Annotated in this window: 14 protein-coding genes and 1 pseudogene; 6 read left to right on the top strand and 9 right to left on the bottom strand. The window is 36.4% G+C overall.

All coding sequences use genetic code 11. The features are described from left to right. The first annotated feature begins 94 nt into the window (after window positions 1-94). Window positions 95-754 carry a GntR family transcriptional regulator gene (locus ACSG5Z_RS10075; protein WP_084065815.1) on the top strand — a complete coding sequence of 220 codons (660 nt, stop codon included), beginning with the start codon at window positions 95-97 and terminating at the stop codon, window positions 752-754. After that, the gene (locus ACSG5Z_RS10070) at window positions 741-1,733 is read left to right on the top strand and encodes a DMT family transporter (protein WP_435711409.1); all 993 of its coding nucleotides are present in this window, start codon (window positions 741-743) and stop codon (window positions 1,731-1,733) included. Before ACSG5Z_RS10075 ends, ACSG5Z_RS10070 begins: the two co-directional genes overlap by 14 nt. Before the next feature lie 342 nt (window positions 1,734-2,075). Here the strand turns inward: ACSG5Z_RS10070 and ACSG5Z_RS10065 are convergent, their stop codons facing one another. The 3 genes from ACSG5Z_RS10065 to ACSG5Z_RS10055 form a co-directional block, all read right to left on the bottom strand. Continuing rightward, on the bottom strand, window positions 2,076-3,506 hold the full coding sequence (locus ACSG5Z_RS10065) for an IS4 family transposase (RefSeq protein WP_435711407.1): 1,431 nt from the start codon (window positions 3,504-3,506) through the stop codon (window positions 2,076-2,078). 287 nt (window positions 3,507-3,793) lie between these two features. Beyond that, window positions 3,794-4,075: an alpha/beta hydrolase family protein gene (locus ACSG5Z_RS10060; RefSeq protein ID WP_240522423.1), complete on the bottom strand. Its 282-nt coding sequence runs from the start codon at window positions 4,073-4,075 to the stop codon at window positions 3,794-3,796. A gap of 70 nt (window positions 4,076-4,145) precedes the next feature. Continuing rightward, entirely contained in the window at window positions 4,146-4,841 is a 696-nt protein-coding gene (locus ACSG5Z_RS10055; protein ID WP_435711405.1) for an alpha/beta hydrolase, read from the bottom strand. A gap of 428 nt (window positions 4,842-5,269) precedes the next feature. Here ACSG5Z_RS10055 and ACSG5Z_RS10050 point away from each other — a divergent pair. Then, window positions 5,270-5,533 (top strand): annotated as a pseudogene (locus ACSG5Z_RS10050) (Tn3 family transposase); the annotation flags it as partial. A 145-nt stretch (window positions 5,534-5,678) separates the two neighbouring features. Here ACSG5Z_RS10050 and ACSG5Z_RS10045 read toward each other — a convergent pair. After that, window positions 5,679-7,889, bottom strand: a complete 2,211-nt coding sequence (locus ACSG5Z_RS10045; RefSeq protein WP_435711403.1) for an MMPL family transporter — start codon at window positions 7,887-7,889, stop codon at window positions 5,679-5,681. A gap of 395 nt (window positions 7,890-8,284) precedes the next feature. Here ACSG5Z_RS10045 and ACSG5Z_RS10040 point away from each other — a divergent pair, with 395 nt between their 5' ends. Then, entirely contained in the window at window positions 8,285-8,800 is a 516-nt protein-coding gene (locus ACSG5Z_RS10040; protein WP_435711401.1) for a TetR/AcrR family transcriptional regulator, read from the top strand. A gap of 381 nt (window positions 8,801-9,181) precedes the next feature. Here ACSG5Z_RS10040 and ACSG5Z_RS10035 read toward each other — a convergent pair whose 3' ends face one another. From ACSG5Z_RS10035 to ACSG5Z_RS10020, 4 genes are all read right to left on the bottom strand, one after another. Then, on the bottom strand, window positions 9,182-9,577 hold the full coding sequence (locus ACSG5Z_RS10035) for a DUF6262 family protein (RefSeq protein ID WP_435711399.1): 396 nt from the start codon (window positions 9,575-9,577) through the stop codon (window positions 9,182-9,184). Then, window positions 9,570-11,702 (bottom strand): tyrosine-type recombinase/integrase, encoded by a 2,133-nt coding sequence (locus ACSG5Z_RS10030; protein WP_435711397.1) that lies wholly within the window; start codon window positions 11,700-11,702, stop codon window positions 9,570-9,572. The genes ACSG5Z_RS10035 and ACSG5Z_RS10030 overlap by 8 nt, the downstream gene beginning before the upstream one ends. 56 nt (window positions 11,703-11,758) lie before the next feature. Then, window positions 11,759-12,925, bottom strand: coding sequence for a tyrosine-type recombinase/integrase (locus ACSG5Z_RS10025; RefSeq protein WP_435711395.1), 1,167 nt, complete (start codon window positions 12,923-12,925; stop codon window positions 11,759-11,761). 303 nt (window positions 12,926-13,228) lie between these two features. Further along, window positions 13,229-13,801 carry a helix-turn-helix domain-containing protein gene (locus tag ACSG5Z_RS10020; protein WP_000658052.1) on the bottom strand — a complete coding sequence of 191 codons (573 nt, stop codon included), beginning with the start codon at window positions 13,799-13,801 and terminating at the stop codon, window positions 13,229-13,231. 100 nt (window positions 13,802-13,901) lie between these two features. Between ACSG5Z_RS10020 and ACSG5Z_RS10015 the strand changes: the two genes are divergently transcribed. Next, entirely contained in the window at window positions 13,902-14,867 is a 966-nt protein-coding gene (locus ACSG5Z_RS10015; RefSeq protein ID WP_048541288.1) for a DMT family transporter, read from the top strand. Between the two features lie 142 nt (window positions 14,868-15,009). Beyond that, the gene (locus ACSG5Z_RS10010; RefSeq protein ID WP_000913204.1) at window positions 15,010-15,675 is read left to right on the top strand and encodes an MIP/aquaporin family protein; all 666 of its coding nucleotides are present in this window, start codon (window positions 15,010-15,012) and stop codon (window positions 15,673-15,675) included. A 60-nt stretch (window positions 15,676-15,735) separates the two neighbouring features. On the opposite strand, the gene ACSG5Z_RS10005 is transcribed toward ACSG5Z_RS10010, so the two are convergent. Next, window positions 15,736-16,167, bottom strand: coding sequence for an Rrf2 family transcriptional regulator (locus tag ACSG5Z_RS10005; RefSeq protein WP_000512998.1), 432 nt, complete (start codon window positions 16,165-16,167; stop codon window positions 15,736-15,738).

The raw sequence follows: 16,167 nt of genomic DNA, 5'->3' as shown, positions 1-16,167 counted from the left end.
GCCATAAACGGCCGTTTTTAAAACTTTTTAATCGAGTATATTTTATTGAAAAATTATAGTTGACCATAAAACCAATATCCGATATATTGGTTTTATGAAAAAAGATATTATTAAACCCATTAAACGTATGTCATTTAGAGATGAAGTTTATCTAACTTTGAAAAAAGCAATCGTTACATTAGAGCTGCAACCTGAGCAACGCTTAAATGACAAAGAGTTAGCAGAAGAATTCGGAATTAGCCGTACTCCAGTTAGAGAGGCGTTGAAACGTCTTGAGGATGAAGGACTTGTTGAATCTATTCCTGGTTCAGTTACTCGTGTTGCACCATTAAATCCTGAGGAGGCGAAACACGCATTTACTGTGGTAGCTGCTTTACACTCGTTAGCTGCTCGTTTAGCAGTACCATTATTAAAAGAATCAGATATTCAAGAATTAGAGTTCAGTAATAAAGCTTTACTATTATCTATTGAGAAAAAAGATATTATAAAAGCAATTGAAGCTGACGAGTTATTCCACAATGTTTTTCTAGATGTGGCAGGAAATCCTGAAATCATTCGTGCGTTAGAACGAAGTATATCTAAGATTCAACGTCTCGAGATTTCTCAGTTCACTTCTATAAATGGTCTAAAGTCAGTAGAACAACATCAGCAAATTATAGAGGCGTGCAGAAATAAAGATAAAGAAACAACAGCACATCTTGTAGAACAAAACTGGTTAAGTCTTGAGAAATTACTGACTTATGAGACAGATTGAGGTGAGGAATTTGCGCCCTATTTTTTTAGGTATATGTGCTGCTTTCTTTTTTGCCTTCACATTTATACTGAATCGAGCAATGGAATTATCAGGTGGTAACTGGATATGGAGTGCCTCACTAAGGTTTATTTTCATGCTTCCATTCCTTTTATTTCTTGTTATAAGTAGGAAAAAATTAAAAGTATTATTACAAGTTATGAGAGAAGATTTAAGAACATGGTTTTTATGGAGCTTTGTAGGATTTGGTCTATTTTACGCTCCATTATGCTTTGCCGCTGCACATGCCCCAGGATGGATAATTGCTGGGACATGGCAAATTACTATTATATCAGGATCTTTGCTAGCTCCTCTTTTTATGCAAACCGTTCAAACCCCAGATGGAATTCTTAAGAAAAGAGGTAAAATCCCAATGAAGGGTATGGGTATGTCATTGATTATTCTTCTTGGTATTTTCCTTATGCAAATGGAACAAGCAAAATCACTTGCTATCAAAGATATTTTATTAGGTATTATTCCTGTTATTGTGGCTTCTTTTGCTTACCCGCTCGGGAATCGTAAGATGATGGAGGTTTGTGGAGATCGTCTAGATGCTTATCAACGTGTCCTTGGAATGACATTAGCTAGCTTACCATTTTGGTTTTTACTATCCTTGTACGGTCTTTTTACAGCAGGAGTTCCTAGTAAAGAACAAACTATGCAATCTATTTTAGTTGCTATTTGTTCGGGTGTAATTGCAACTATCTTATTTTTTAAAGCGACTGATATGGTTAAAGGAGATATGCAGAAACTTGCAACTGTTGAAGCAACACAATCCATGGAGGTTCTTTTTGCTGTTATCGGAGAACTAATTTTATTACATTCTTCATTCCCTTCTATTTTATCTTGGTGTGGCATGTTTGTAATAATGCTAGGAATGATAGCACATAGTTATGTTTCCCATAAAGGTGAAACAGCGTATAACCAAAATATTAGTGCTTAATTGATATTTAAAATGTACAGTATGAACCTTTTTCTAGTTAGTATAGGTAATTTTATTACTTTTTTTAAAATGTATTATTATAAGTTTCATGTCAGAAATTGATTAAGTAAAAGAATATGAACAAAAGCCGATGCCCTTAATATATAGGGAAATCGGCTTTTTCTTTATAAAATTTTACTTAGCGTACGAAATTTGCGTTTTGTGGCGCTACCCCATCGCTATCAAGCTAACAAAATACAACGTCAATTATAGTAGAGGTTGTTTCTTTTTTCTAAAGGCTAGGTGTAGGGAATTTAAAGATTTGCATACGAAATAAACCCTAATGGGTTTCATTTTTTAAATTTAAGCCACTTGATTATCAGACATGGTACAATTGTAAACGACACCTAATATATCAAAGACTGTTTTCTTCTCATATCGATGAGATTTTCTCCCGTTTTGCTGTAGGAGGTTGAACAGGCGAATGAGAATCTTTGATAGCTCTTGGGTGTCTTTCTGTATAGCTTGGAAAAGAAGAAGAAAGTAATCTTTAATCATATAAATCGCTTTGTATTCACTCAGTTCTCGTTTCTTTTTCATAAGAAGTAATTGACGCATTTGAAACATGGTAGAAGAACAGAGTAGAATGGCAATCAATTGCCCATACAAATGGCATTCCAAACGTTCTCGTTTTATCTTTTTACAATGATGAATATGAAAGAATGATTTCCACGTTTTAAATAAAATCTCGATTTGCCAACGTAAAGAATACCAATCATGTACTTGTCCCATTGGGACAATATCTGTAGGAGTATTTGTAATATATACATTGATACCACTAAGTCGTTTACTACGAGCGGAATACTTCATTCCTTTCTTTTTTTCTCTTACGGTTTGATCTTGTAATCGTTTTTGCTGTTGTTCTTTTGTTAGTCGATGAACAATCACACGAGTTGGGACTTTATCAGTCATTCCTACGTAAGCGTTGGATATTTCACATGTTTGTCCTGGTTGAAGAGAGTTCATTAAAACCTCCATATCTATCTGGATATACTCTGTACCTTTCTTGATTCTGCCATCTTGAAAATAATTAGGGTTAGGATTTTTTTGATAAATACGTGTATTCGATTTGATACGTGAAATATAATAAGCCTTTTTCTCTTGTATATGTTGAAGATCTTTCAAATGAAAATAACCTAAATCTCGGATACATAAATCATTCGCTATTACAGTTGGGACACACAGGGAACCGTAGGTTCGATCATGTTGTTTACCTGGACCTGTATGAATATGAAGGAACTGTCCACTTAATAAATCATACTCAAGCTGTATCTTTACTCCCGCTGTATGGCTGCATCCTCCTGCACCTGGATAAACGAACGAAAAGGGATCTGGAAGTTGAAATGCAGTTGAATCTAAAATACGAATACGCTTGAAAATAGAAGTATATGGAGAAGAAATTGGCATAGATGAGGTCAATTTTTGGTTTAGTAGTTCAGCTAATAGGTGTTGTAAAAATTGGACGGCCGCTTTATTAAATCGTTGATTCAGTCCCTCTGGACTGATGAGTACTTCTGTTGATGCTTCTAAACAGCTAGATAATTGAGTTAAAGAAGTAGTAGCAACATTTTGGCTCATCCATACACATAAAGCGACTAAATCTTTTGCTTGGTATTTACTGGTTCGTTGTACGAAACCGACATCCCTAGCAAATTCTCGTAAGATATTTGGAGATAAAAATCTTTGAAGCTCTTGAGCAAATAGTTGTAATTCGTCAGACACAGAAATAGACATATAAAAACGCCATCCTTTCCTATGATTCTACAAAAAGAATAGCGTGTTTTTTCATATTATGGATACATTTTTTAGCTCGACGGCAATGTGGTGTTACCTCAAAGATAATTATTTTATTTGAAGGTTGTAGTTTTAGAATAAAGTTTGATTAAAAGACTCCTTTTAATTTTTGTTTAGCAACAAAAAGCAACTCCATTTTGATCAATCTTTTTTCAAAATGGAGTTGCTCTTTTAATATAAGAATGTAATTTTTATAAAACAGATTGATCGGGCAAATACCTCAAAGATTAGTTAGAGGAAGTGATTCCCTTCAGAAACTCATTTGTCTGCTTCAGACTAAGTATACTGGCCGGAGAGGCCATATCAAACTGATAGCCGTGACCCGCTTTTATCTCGTTGGGATCGAAAAATAAAGAAGTAACTGGGACGTCTTTTTCTTGAAGTGTAGCGACGAAAGTCCTGGCTTGTGTTTCAAATGAATTCGTGTTGCCGTCGGTTACAAATGCAGGAGGGAAGTCTTTAGTGATATACTTTGACAGATTTAAGACATCAAACTTCGGATTGTCCATCCAGTTCTTATCACCCAAAATGCCCCAGCCCATACGTTTGATTATGAATTGTTGCACGGGCTTTAGATCACTATGCTGTAATATCGTAGGGGGCGCTATATAGTAATAAGCCCTTGATTGTATTCGTCGATACGGATTGCGGAACTCCCACGAGATTTGCATATTCAGAATTGGTTTGGATCAGGGCAAACTCCCCGGCCAAGAAAGCCCCCGCTGAGGAACCGGCCAAGATCACCTGCGATGGGTCCAAGGGGTATTTTTGAGCTAACTGCTGCAAATAAGACAATACCTCGCCGACTTGCTTCGTCTGATCAAACAAAGTGGCCCCTGGCGCTAACTCGTAATTCATGGATACTACAGCAAAGCCTTTCGAGGCTAGCGCCCTTGAATAATCGGCAGGCATATACTTGTCTCCACTAATAAAGCCTCCACCGTGGATAAAGATGATCACAGGCAGTGGCTTCGAATCAGTTTGAGGAAGGTAAAGGTCCAATTTATTTTCTTGGTACTTGGATGGATATGAGATGTCAGAGAGAACCCGAGTTTGTTTCATAAGAACGGGCAAATCGGATGGGTGGGAGCCAAAATTTTCAGGATTATTCTTGCTGCCGAGCATTTGGAGCGCCCAAATGCTCAGCTGAGGTGTCCAAATGGTGAAGGTAGCCATGATTAGAGCAAGCAACAAAACAGCAATCCCTGTAAACTTGACTAATTTGAAGTTGCGCTTTTTTTCTATTCGTTGGTTGGGTATTTGTACTTGTGTCATCGGTTAACCTCCTGCATCCATGTCCTCGGTCTGAGTATAACCGGTTATTTTTAATATAAATTTCATGGACGGTATCGTTTATTTAATTATATCGCTTCTAAACTGAACCGTAATTCAAAAACTTATTTAATTAAAGCGCCCTTTAATTGAATAACAGAGGAGTTTCTATTAGCTAGTTTATTCGAAAAAGGAAAAATATTAAGGTTGATATACAAAGATGTGTAGTGATCAACATATATACTGTAGTAATGATTATAATAATACTTATAATCATTAAAGACCATTCTATAACTGGAGAAAAGCATCCGTTCGTACTTAATGTATAAGAACTTACACCTAGTATTATAAAAAAGGGTCTGCTCAAACTTAAGCAGACCCTTTTCCTACTTGGAGTACAGACAGAAAAACGGAAAAATTGCACGTTAAATTTTCAAAGCTTGATATTCTTTGGTGGGAATGTAATTATTACTGAAAATGATCCAGTAGAACAAGAAAAACATATTAGATATAATGAATTCGTTGCCTATGCAGTCATTTTTCAAAATGTTGTTGCTATAACTATGATTTTATGACAACTCAAAAGAGAGGGATATCGATTCTCACGAGAAAATCTGGTGATGTTAAGCCCATATATGACGAAGCATCTAAAACGTTTTGGCGATTATGTGATTGATTTACAAAACATTCCGTAACCAATAGAAGAGAATATACCTGTATAAAAGATAAACAGGTCAATCGCCGGAAATAAATTCCAGTCTATAACCCGTATTTACCCGTATCTCGGCTGACCTCCTTATAGGAAAGCGTTTTTTAAATGAATACAACTATGAATTAACTTTAACTGTTCTGTTTATATATTTTCTCACTTTTGTTTTCTACGCGATGTATAATGCTTTCTCCTTCAACATCAATGTTAGGCAAAATTTTATCCAGCCATTTTGGCAAGTACCAGGCTGACTTACCCATGAGAATCATGACTGCAGGTACGATTGTCATTCTCACGATGAATGCGTCAAAGAAAACACCGAATGTAAGAGCCATACCTATGGATTTAATGATGGTATCAGGCGCCAGCATGAATCCAATAAATACAGACATCATAATTAATCCCGCTGCGACTACGACTCTCCCGCTCTCCCGCATTCCTTCTACAATAGCTCTCTTCGGATCACCTGTATGCGTATATACTTCCCGCATCTTGCTCACTAGGAACACCTCATAGTCCATGGCGAGTCCGAACAAGATGCCAATCAGAATGACAGGCAAGAAGGCTAAAATTGGACCGGCAGCCGGGAACCCAAATATATTTTGGAAATGGCCATCCTGCACGAAAAATACCACGGCTCCCAACGTAGCACCAAGAGAAAGTAGAAACCCTAATACGGCTTTTAATGGAATGAGCAGAGATCTAAACACTAGAACTAAGAGTACATACGCAAGTCCCACAATAAGGGCAGCGAAAACTGGCAAGGCGTCACTCAGCTTTTGCACAATATCAATATTCATCGCTGCTGTGCCCGTTACCATTAGTTCAATTTCATTTTTTTTCTCGGTTTGGTTCGATTTGTCCCTGATTGCTTTTACCAAGTCCTTTGTCTTTGTATCGTCAGGTCCAGTTTTTGGTGTAATAGAAATCATATAAATCTTTCCAGAAGGCCCTGGGATAGCTGGTGTCACACTTTTCACTTCAGGTAGGCTACCCAATTCTTTTGCGATGGTGTTCATAGCATTTTGCGTTTCAGCTGTTGCTTCTTCTGATTTTGCTACTACCATTAAAGAAGCATGAAATCCTTCCCCATACGCTTCCGTCAATAAATCATATGCTCTTCTTTCTGTCGTTTCTGTGGACTTTGTTGTTCCATCAGAAGGCAGGCCAAGATTCATATGGAAAAACGGAATCGAAATCACTGCAAGTAGTCCGATTGCGAAAATCGTAACAATCAGAGGACGTCTTATGACAAATTCTCCCCATTTATTTGAACCAGCATGTTTCTTACCTGCCCCAGTCATCTTTTGCAAGAATCGATTTTGTTTAGATGGGGCAATCTTATGGCCGACAAGTCCCAAAATGGCTGGTAATATGATGACGGAAACCAACACAGCTGCAAGCACAGTAAAGGCAGCGGATACGCCCATCGCTGTCAGGAATGGAATCTTTGTAACAGACAATCCCAAAAGACCTATAATAACAGTTAATCCTGCGAAGATTACGGCACTTCCCGCTGTTCCCGTTGCGATGGCAACAGATTCTGGAACAGAATCTCCTTGTGCAAGCTGCTGTCTAAAACGATTGATAATGAAGAGTGCATAGTCTATGCCTACTGCGAGTCCCAGCATGGCAGCTAATGATAAGGAAACTGATTGGATTTCCACATAATTGGTTCCAATCATGATTCCTAGCATTCCAATTGCTAATCCGATTATCGCAGTGAGAATCGGCAGTCCAGCTACTAGAAAAGACACAAAGGTAAATGCCAGGACTACGAAGGCAACAAGAACTCCGACAATTTCAGTCATACCTGAAGTCTCTGAGTCAGAAAACGTAACATCGCCTCCTGATAACTCCGTTTGAATGCCGGCATCCCTTATTGTTTCAATACTATCTAAAATCTTATCTTTAGAAGCTTCTGTAACCTTTTCTGCTTTTACTTTGTACGTAACAACTGCATATCCAATTGTCTTATCTTCACTGAGGTTCTGCAGTTGCATCGGTGCTGCCACAGAATCAACAGCTGAGTCTTTTTTTATCTCTTCAAGAACTCCTGCAATTTTCTGTTGTACTTCCGCTGACTCCAAGGTTTCGTTTTTTGGTGCTTTAAATGCCACTTTTACTTGGGCACCTGCTGGTTGCATCGCTTTAAACTCTTTTTCAATTACTTTTCCTGCTTTATCTGCTGGTGTATTCGGAATACTCAGCTCGTCCTTGAAAGAGGAACCCATGTTGACTGCAAAAAGCACTAATGCAATAAGAATTGCGAGTGCACTGAATACAACCTTTTTTCTATGATTTACTGCCCAATAGCCTAACTTATACAGATATTTTGCCAATTGAATCTCATCCTATTCTTGTCGAAAATTTTACTTTTTCTTACGTTGTAATCAACAAACGCACAAACACTTATTTTTATATAATTTGTATAATAAGATTTTAAAATGTTAATTATAAATTGTATCTGAATCTCCCTCCCTATTTATAACTTGTAAAATGGCGGTAAACTTCCAATAGGAAACAACGGAAATGGCACACATTGACAGCAATAATGTCCTTTTATACAATGACGTTATCACTACACTAACAATTGTGCTTACATGTGTAAGTATAGCAGTGAATTTTCATCTTTCAAGCACTATGTGCTGATTTGCACTTAAAACGAACAGAATGAAGGGATGTGTTAGCTTTGAGAAAATCAAGAGAAGACAGTATACACTCTCAGAGATACATTATGGATGCATTGAGCGCACTGTTACATGAACATAAACTACAAGATATAACGGTAACGGCTATTTGCAAAAAGGCTGGAGTTGCCAGAGTCACATTCTACAAATACTACCGAAACGTTTACGACGTGGTGCAAGCATCTGTGGATGAAATTGTTCAACAATTCTTAAAAGAGGTTGATAGTTTGGATCCATATGAAAGTATGCAGCTAATTATTGAATATATTATAGAGGGGTTTGTGTCTGCACAGAAGCCGTCAGGAAAGTTAATTGATTTAAATATATCTAGTATGATGCTTGAGTATTTGAATTATACAATGGAAAAGGTCTTTCAAGCGGACATTACGCGCAATCATGACATGGGCAGAATGCAAATCCTGTTTTTAGCAGGCGGTATCTTCAATATTGTTACCGATTGGATTAAAAGAGGGTCAAGGGAGTCTCCTCAGGCACTTGCTGCAAAAATATACGAGATTCTTCCATATGGGACAACAGATACAAGGAATTTGGCAAATTCATGATACAACTGTTCTACCTTTTATTACATCTTAAAAAATAGGCACTACATAAAAAGCTGTAAGTAGTTCATCTAACCATAAACGACCGTTTTTGGTTAAAAGAGCAAAACCTTCTTTCATATAGTCTCGCCACACATCCATCAACTTAAGATCTCATAATACCCTCAGAACGAAAAATGTGTACATTTTGCTCGCTTTTTATTGTTTTGGGGTAACTCGTTTTTTTTAGCTTGATGGGCATGTGGCGCTACCCCATGCCCATCAAGCTAACATTTTGAAGTGCCCCCAAAACAAGAAAATGTACAAATTCATGTGAAATTGTACATTTTTTTGCTTTGGGTGTTATAAAATTCTTAAGTTGATGGATATGGGGCGGTACCCCTATTATAAGCTTTTAATGTAACCTGCTAGCTCATTGCTTTCTACTTTGCGTAATTCTTTGTTTTCATCTTCTAGCTCTTTAATCCTTGCTTCAAGTTTTTTAATTCTCCTTTTAAGAGAAGCAATCATCGCATTTTGATTTGCTCCGTCTCGCTTAACTCTTGAATTACTATATGCTTTTTCTTGTTGGTCTCGTAAGAATTCAATACGTTCTCGAATGTCAGAATGGTTATATAAGGTCGCTTTCGTCACACCAGCTTCTTTTGCCACACTGTTGAAGTTAATAGGCTTCGAATCTCTTGCTAGCCGTTTAATGGCGTTTTCTACCTTTTCTTTAGTCTTACGTTTGCGTTCCTCGTGTAATTTCTTTATTTGCTCTTCTCGGTTGATGCTAGCCATTCTTAACTCCTTTCTTTCTCATACGTTCTAGTTTTCTCTCCATACGCTCTAAATTACCAAAAATGACGCTTCCACTCTTAATGGTATTATATATTTCTTGGTATCTCTCCAAGTTCTTTTCATTCGCTTCAATCATATCTTCTCGTCCATATTCTTTTGCTGCTTCAATTATTTTGGTTGTTGATTCTATATGAAGCTCATATTTCTTTACATCAAAACTGGTCATACCGATGGCTAGATCGAAGCAAGGTTTCCCATTATTGGCTGTAAGACAAGGAGGTTCAGCTGCGAGTGGACAATTTCCATTTACTCTGGCACGACAAGTGCCATAAGGGTTGTCTAATGCATTTAGCTTTTCATCCCGCCATAAAGCATCCATAATGTCTTCTGGAATTTCCGCGTTCTCTGTCACCTGATGAATTTTACCGTCAAGATTAAAACTGAAGATGCCACTTTGCCGTGCTTTTTCCCATTCTTCACGTTTTTTATCATCTAATAACTTAGCGTAATGCATTGTCATTTCAGGGGAAGCGTGAGCCAGAAGCTCTTGAACAGTTAATATATCAGCACCACCATTTAACATCTTCACAGCGAAAGTATGTCTAAATGCGTGATTTTTAAAATGAAAAATATTCCCCTTCTCATCAACAATTTTCTTTTTGTACGCCAATTCGTTCATTTTGTTCCGAACCCAGCCCTGACCATATGGATTTCCCTTACGGGAACCTTTGTATCGAACAAAGATGAATTTGTCTGGATTGTTGCCATTGTTGCTGCGTTCTTTTGATTGATGAATTAATACGGCAAGTAGATTTGCCAGTCTATCTTTAATGGGTATTTTATGATCTATTACATAAGTCTTTTTAATGTCCGCCTTAACGGAACTTTTACCATTTAAAACCCATAGACAATCTTGAGTTAATCCTAAAACATCGCTGATACGCAATCCTGTTTCATACATCACCCAAACAACTGGTTGAACATCTGGATGAAGATCATTAATATGCTTGAAAAGTTGCTCCAATACAAAGTCTGGTACATATTCAATATTGTCTTTCGATTTCTTAGGTAGGTTAGGGACATCCCCAGGATAGAACAGCTTTGTTACTGGTTTTTCTGGTGCGATACTATATTCATAACGCTGAATATCTTTTAAAAAAGTTTGAACTATACAAAAATTGTTTAATACGTAGCTTTTGGGATTAGTTTTTTTCTGTTTTATATTATTTTTTGCATAATGATTAAGAAACTCTAAATATTTCTCGATATGCTCTCGTGTAAGGCGGTTTAAATCATTCCATTTAGGCTCTATGGCACTAATGAAATTCAAAAAAGTTTGAATATAAGTTGAGTATAGTGCTACTGTTCCCCACGATAAATTTCGACCACCAAGCATTCTACCTTTTATATATTTTTTGAAATACCGCTTAAATTCTATATTTTGTATCGAGTTAAAATTTATAAAATAGTCAGTTCTTGAACGATTATATTCAATACCAAATTTCTCGTTTAGAACCCTGACATCCCATCTATCTTTTTCCCATTCTTCACGTATATCTGTTTGTTTTGATAAGTAATCATAAATGGTTCGCAAGAATGCTGCTATCGATGACTTGCCTTCATATGCACCATCAGTTTTTCCAATTATTTGAGTTGTTACTAATTTCTTATTTGATAACCACCATATCCACTGCTTTTCCTCTTTGTCGATGTCCAAATCCAGAAGGGAAGGGAGCCTACTATGTTTTTCGTTTAAATATTCACTCAATCGATTCAGGTTAGTCTTATAACCAATAAATGCGGAAGAAAGACTCCATCTATCATTGAAAATCTTGTGATAAAATACAAATTTAAGTTCCAAGGATATCGATGGATTATCGGTAGGAAATTTTATTTTTATACTTGTTCCTTTATTCTTCTCATACTGCTCTGCAAAGTTAGGGATTTGACCAACGGTATGAAGTTCCCAAACATCATTGACCAGAAAGTAATTATCCTCAACCTTATACGTTTTGACATTCCCATCGTCCAATATTTCTTTTGCCTCGTAAGAGGAAAGGGTAGAGGTGATTACGTCCCAATACTCATTCTGTGGTAAAACATTGTTTGCTGTGTATTTATTCAATATCCTGACTCCTTATCTATTAATCTTGTTGAACATCCAAAATGGAAAGGAACCCCCTATAAAATAGAGTCCTCCTTTCCATTCTTTTTAATCTTTATCGAACCTAGATTAAAAGATGGAGCTGCTTTTTCCCAATCCTTTCGGATATCATCCTCAGAAGGATGGAGGTAGTATTTAATGGTTGTTTGTATTTGGGAGTGTCCCAAACGTTCTTGCAAAATTTTAATATTTTTAGTCGCAAGATAATAAAGAGTTCCGTGGGTATGCCTAAACATATGTGGTGTTATATGAAACCCAGTTTTTTTCTCAAGTTCTTCACATACATCACGAACATTATGGTATTCCATTGGTAAACCGAGGTTGTTGCCAGACAGTTTCACAAAAATAAAGTTATGATCCAAATCCAAATCATCAATCACTTCATACAAATAATCATCATATAGATCCATCAGTTCCTGCGATACATCAATTTTTCTTTCACCTGTTTTTAAATAACCGCCGTTAGGTAATACGCCTCTCTCTGTCAAATGAATCTGATGTTTTCTATATTTATTATCAAATTTCAAATCTTCTAAAAATAAGGAGAGAGCCTCCCCAATACGTATACCTGTTTCGTATAGTAGGCGTATTAAGAATCTATCTCTAATATTCGTAGTAGAATTATAGACGATTTCAATTTGTTCTTTTGTGAAAATCTCTACTTTCTTTTTGGGTTCTTTTAATTTAAGAATATTTTTGGAGTATGGTTGATTTCCATTAACGTGTTCTAAAAAACTTTTATATCCTTTACCACCAGCACCAGAGAATACATTTTTCATTAATTTATCACCAATATTTGAATCTATTAAATCAATTCGATATAAATAATCATAGAAATTCGTTACAACAGTAACATAAGTGTTCACTGTTGACTCGGCTCGCTTTGCTGAAGTTTTTTTCTGAGGAATCACTTTTGTACTCTCGTAAGGGTTTGAAAGCCACCCCACAAAGTTCGATAGAACTTCAAAAGAGACCTGATTATAGTCAATCCCTAATTGTCTTAAATAGGTGAAGTAGGCTTTTAAAGCCTGACAATAACCCTTTAAAGTATTAGGTTTTCTTTTACTGTTATAGAGATATTTCATATATTTTGCTACCACTTCAATTGGTTTTCTGTTAGTATCCAACAAAATATAGATAATCCTATTGTTATCCATTGGTACTTTTAGAACTTCTATCTCCATTTATCAATCATCTCCTGTTGATATGTTATAGAAGGTGCTTAACTCGTAGTGTTAATTGGTATGTTTGTTTCAATAAGGTCCTCGAAACTTCGTTTCTGCGGAGTCCTACCTCGGACCGAGGCTACATCCTCCTATATACAAACGAATGTAATTTTTATAATATTCATAATATATAATTTATACTTATTAATCAACCCTTATATTTTTGAATAATATGTACAAAAAAAGGATAACAAGCCTATATAATAGACTAATTATCCTCTATTCCTAGACCCTTATATAAGAATTCTATAGGTGATTTTTTTATGAAGAATATTTCATCGTTAAATGTAATACTGCTACTTCATCTTCTTCATTTCTATAACTATGTTTTTTATTCGCTTCAAATTGAATAGAGTCAAACTCATTTAATTCGTATACATCGCTTTCTACTTGAATCGATACTTTCCCTTTCATTACTGTTACAAGCTCAATAGCACCTTCATGATGAGCTTCTGGTTCATATATACTATTCGACCTTAAACAAGCACGGTGCATTTCCATCCCCGTTTCTTTCGTATAGCGGAACATCGTTTCTAAATGCCATGCTTGTCCTACATCTACTGCAAATCCTTCTCCGCAGCGCGCCACAGCTACAGGTTCTCCAACAACCATCAATCTCGATAAAGGAATCGATAACCCTTTCGTTATTTTCCAAATGACAGCTAACGTCGGATTCGTTTCGCCTCTTTCAATCTTTCCTAATGTTAATTTACTAACCCCTGTTTTTTGGGCTAATTCTTCTAAACTTAATTTTTGTTCATTTCGAATTTGTCTTAACAGCTGACCTACTTGCTGAATGACTTCTTTCGTTTGCATATCTTCATGTTCTTTCATCTATAAAACCACCTTAAAGTATAAAATAGTTTACTTTTATCATTTTTAAGTATATTATACTATACATAATCATCAAATTCCGAAAGGAGTGCTATACTTCATGCGCGCAATTTTATTAGGCCTTTTATCATCAGCCTTTTTTTCCGCAACCTTTATTATTAATCGAGCGATGAATGTATCTGGAACGAGCTGGGCCTGGACAGCTTCCTTCCGTTTTTTATTTGCTCTCCCTATTTTATTCCTTATCGTTTTATTTCGCAAAAACTTAAGGGGTTTATGGGAAGAATTAAAGAAACATCCATTAGCGTGGATCGGATGGGGTTCCGTTGCTGGTATTGGTTTCTATTCTTTATTAAGTTTCGCAGCTGTCTTTTCTCCAGCTTGGCTCGTTGCTGGAACTTGGCAAGTTACTATATTAGCAGGTTTACTTTTATCACCATTATTCTTCGTTAAATTAGAAACGAAATCAGGCACAAAACTTGTACGCGGAAAAATTCCACTTCGTAGTTTATATGTCGCATTATTTATTTTACTTGGTGTAATTTGTATGCAAGCGACTGCAGCAGGTCATATTACAATGACTCAGTTCATTTCAGGTTTTTTACCTGTCGTAGTAGCAGCCTTCTTATATCCATTCGGCAACCGAAAAATGATGGAACTTGTTGGCGGACGTCTTGATACGTTCCAACGTGTATTAGGAATGGCAATAGGAAGTCTACCTATAACAATTTTACTTGGTATATATGGATTTTCTACTACCGGTATTCCAACATCCAGCCAAATGTTGCAAGGATTTTTGTTAGCCTTATGTTCTGGCGTGATTGCGACGATGACATTTTTCTTTGCTACTGACTTAGCCAAAGATAACCTCTCTCTACTTGGAGCTGTTGAAGCAACGCAAGCTGGAACGATGGTCTTTACCGTGCTTGGCGAAATTGTTTTCTTGAATGGTTCATTTCCTGGTGGTCTTTCCCTACTAGGAATGATTATTATTATGTTAGGAATGGTTGCAAATAGCGTTTTAAACCGTTCTGCTCCAGTCGTTAAGCAGAAAAAAACTGCATAAAAAAGAGTATAGTTCTCTAACAAAGAACTATACTCTTTTTTATTGTCCCCCTATTTCGCCTTATCAGAATAGTATTTCATTAGCTGTTTATACTAAAACCTATGTTATAATACGTTTCATGCGCAATATTAGGAGGTAAATTATGTTAAAAAAAGCAATCGCTGAATTTATTGGTACATTTGTACTTGTATTATTCGGAACTGGAGTAGCTGTCATTGGCGGCGGAATTGAAGGAATTGGAACATTAGGAATCGCTATGGCTTTCGGTCTATCTATTGTGGCTATGGCATATAGCATCGGAACAATTTCTGGATGTCACATTAACCCAGCAGTATCAGTAGCTATGTTCATCAACAAAAGAATGAACGCTATGGAACTTTGTTATTATGTATTAGCTCAAATTTTAGGTGGTTTATTAGGAACTGCAACGTTAGTAACGATTTTACGCTCTGCTAAAACACCTTTAGATAATTTAGGACAAAATGGTTTTGGAACTCTTGGTTTATCTGGAGCATTTCTAGTTGAATTTATTTTAACTTTCGTATTCATTTTAGTTATCGTTGCTGTAACAGGTAAAAAAGGAAGTTCTTCTCTAGCAGGATTAGTAATTGGTTTCACATTAGTTTTAGTTCACTTATTAGGAATTCCGTTAACTGGAACTTCTGTTAACCCAGCTCGTAGTATCGCACCAGCTCTATTCGCTGGCGGAGAAGCACTTTCTCAACTATGGGTATTCATCGTAGCACCAATTCTTGGTGGCATCGTAGCAGCTATTGTTGGTAAATTCATTTTAAATACTGAAAAATAGAATTTTCAATATTTCTGAATAAAAAAAGGCGAGCCCTCATTATGAGGTTGCTCGCTTTTTTTACTCTTTCATTTTAGACTTTAAGTTTGTAACTAATTGATCTACCGTTACATTTGCAAGTACGTTTTCCATCGCTTCTTGCGCTTGCATTAAAATAATTTCTAATACTGATTGAATATTAGCTCCTACTGGACATTCAATGTTGGGATTTTCATGGAAGGAAAATAGTTGTCCTTCTTCTACAACTTCCACTGCTTTATATACATCAAGTAATGTAATTTCTTCTAAATCACGAGCAAGTGTCGTACCACCTTTACCAGCTTGTACATCAACAAGTCCTGCTCTCTTCAACATTCCTGTAATGCGACGAATCACAACTGGATTTGTATTCACACTACCAGCAATCCATTCAGAGGTACAGCGAGAGTTTCGATCTATCGCAAGTAACGTTAACATATGAACACCTACTGTAAAACGACTACTAATCCCCAT

It is taken from the genome of Bacillus pretiosus (genome assembly GCF_051294775.1).
In the GTDB taxonomy this organism is placed as follows: domain Bacteria; phylum Bacillota; class Bacilli; order Bacillales; family Bacillaceae_G; genus Bacillus_A; species Bacillus_A wiedmannii.
This window is presented reverse-complemented; position numbering and strand designations above follow the sequence as displayed.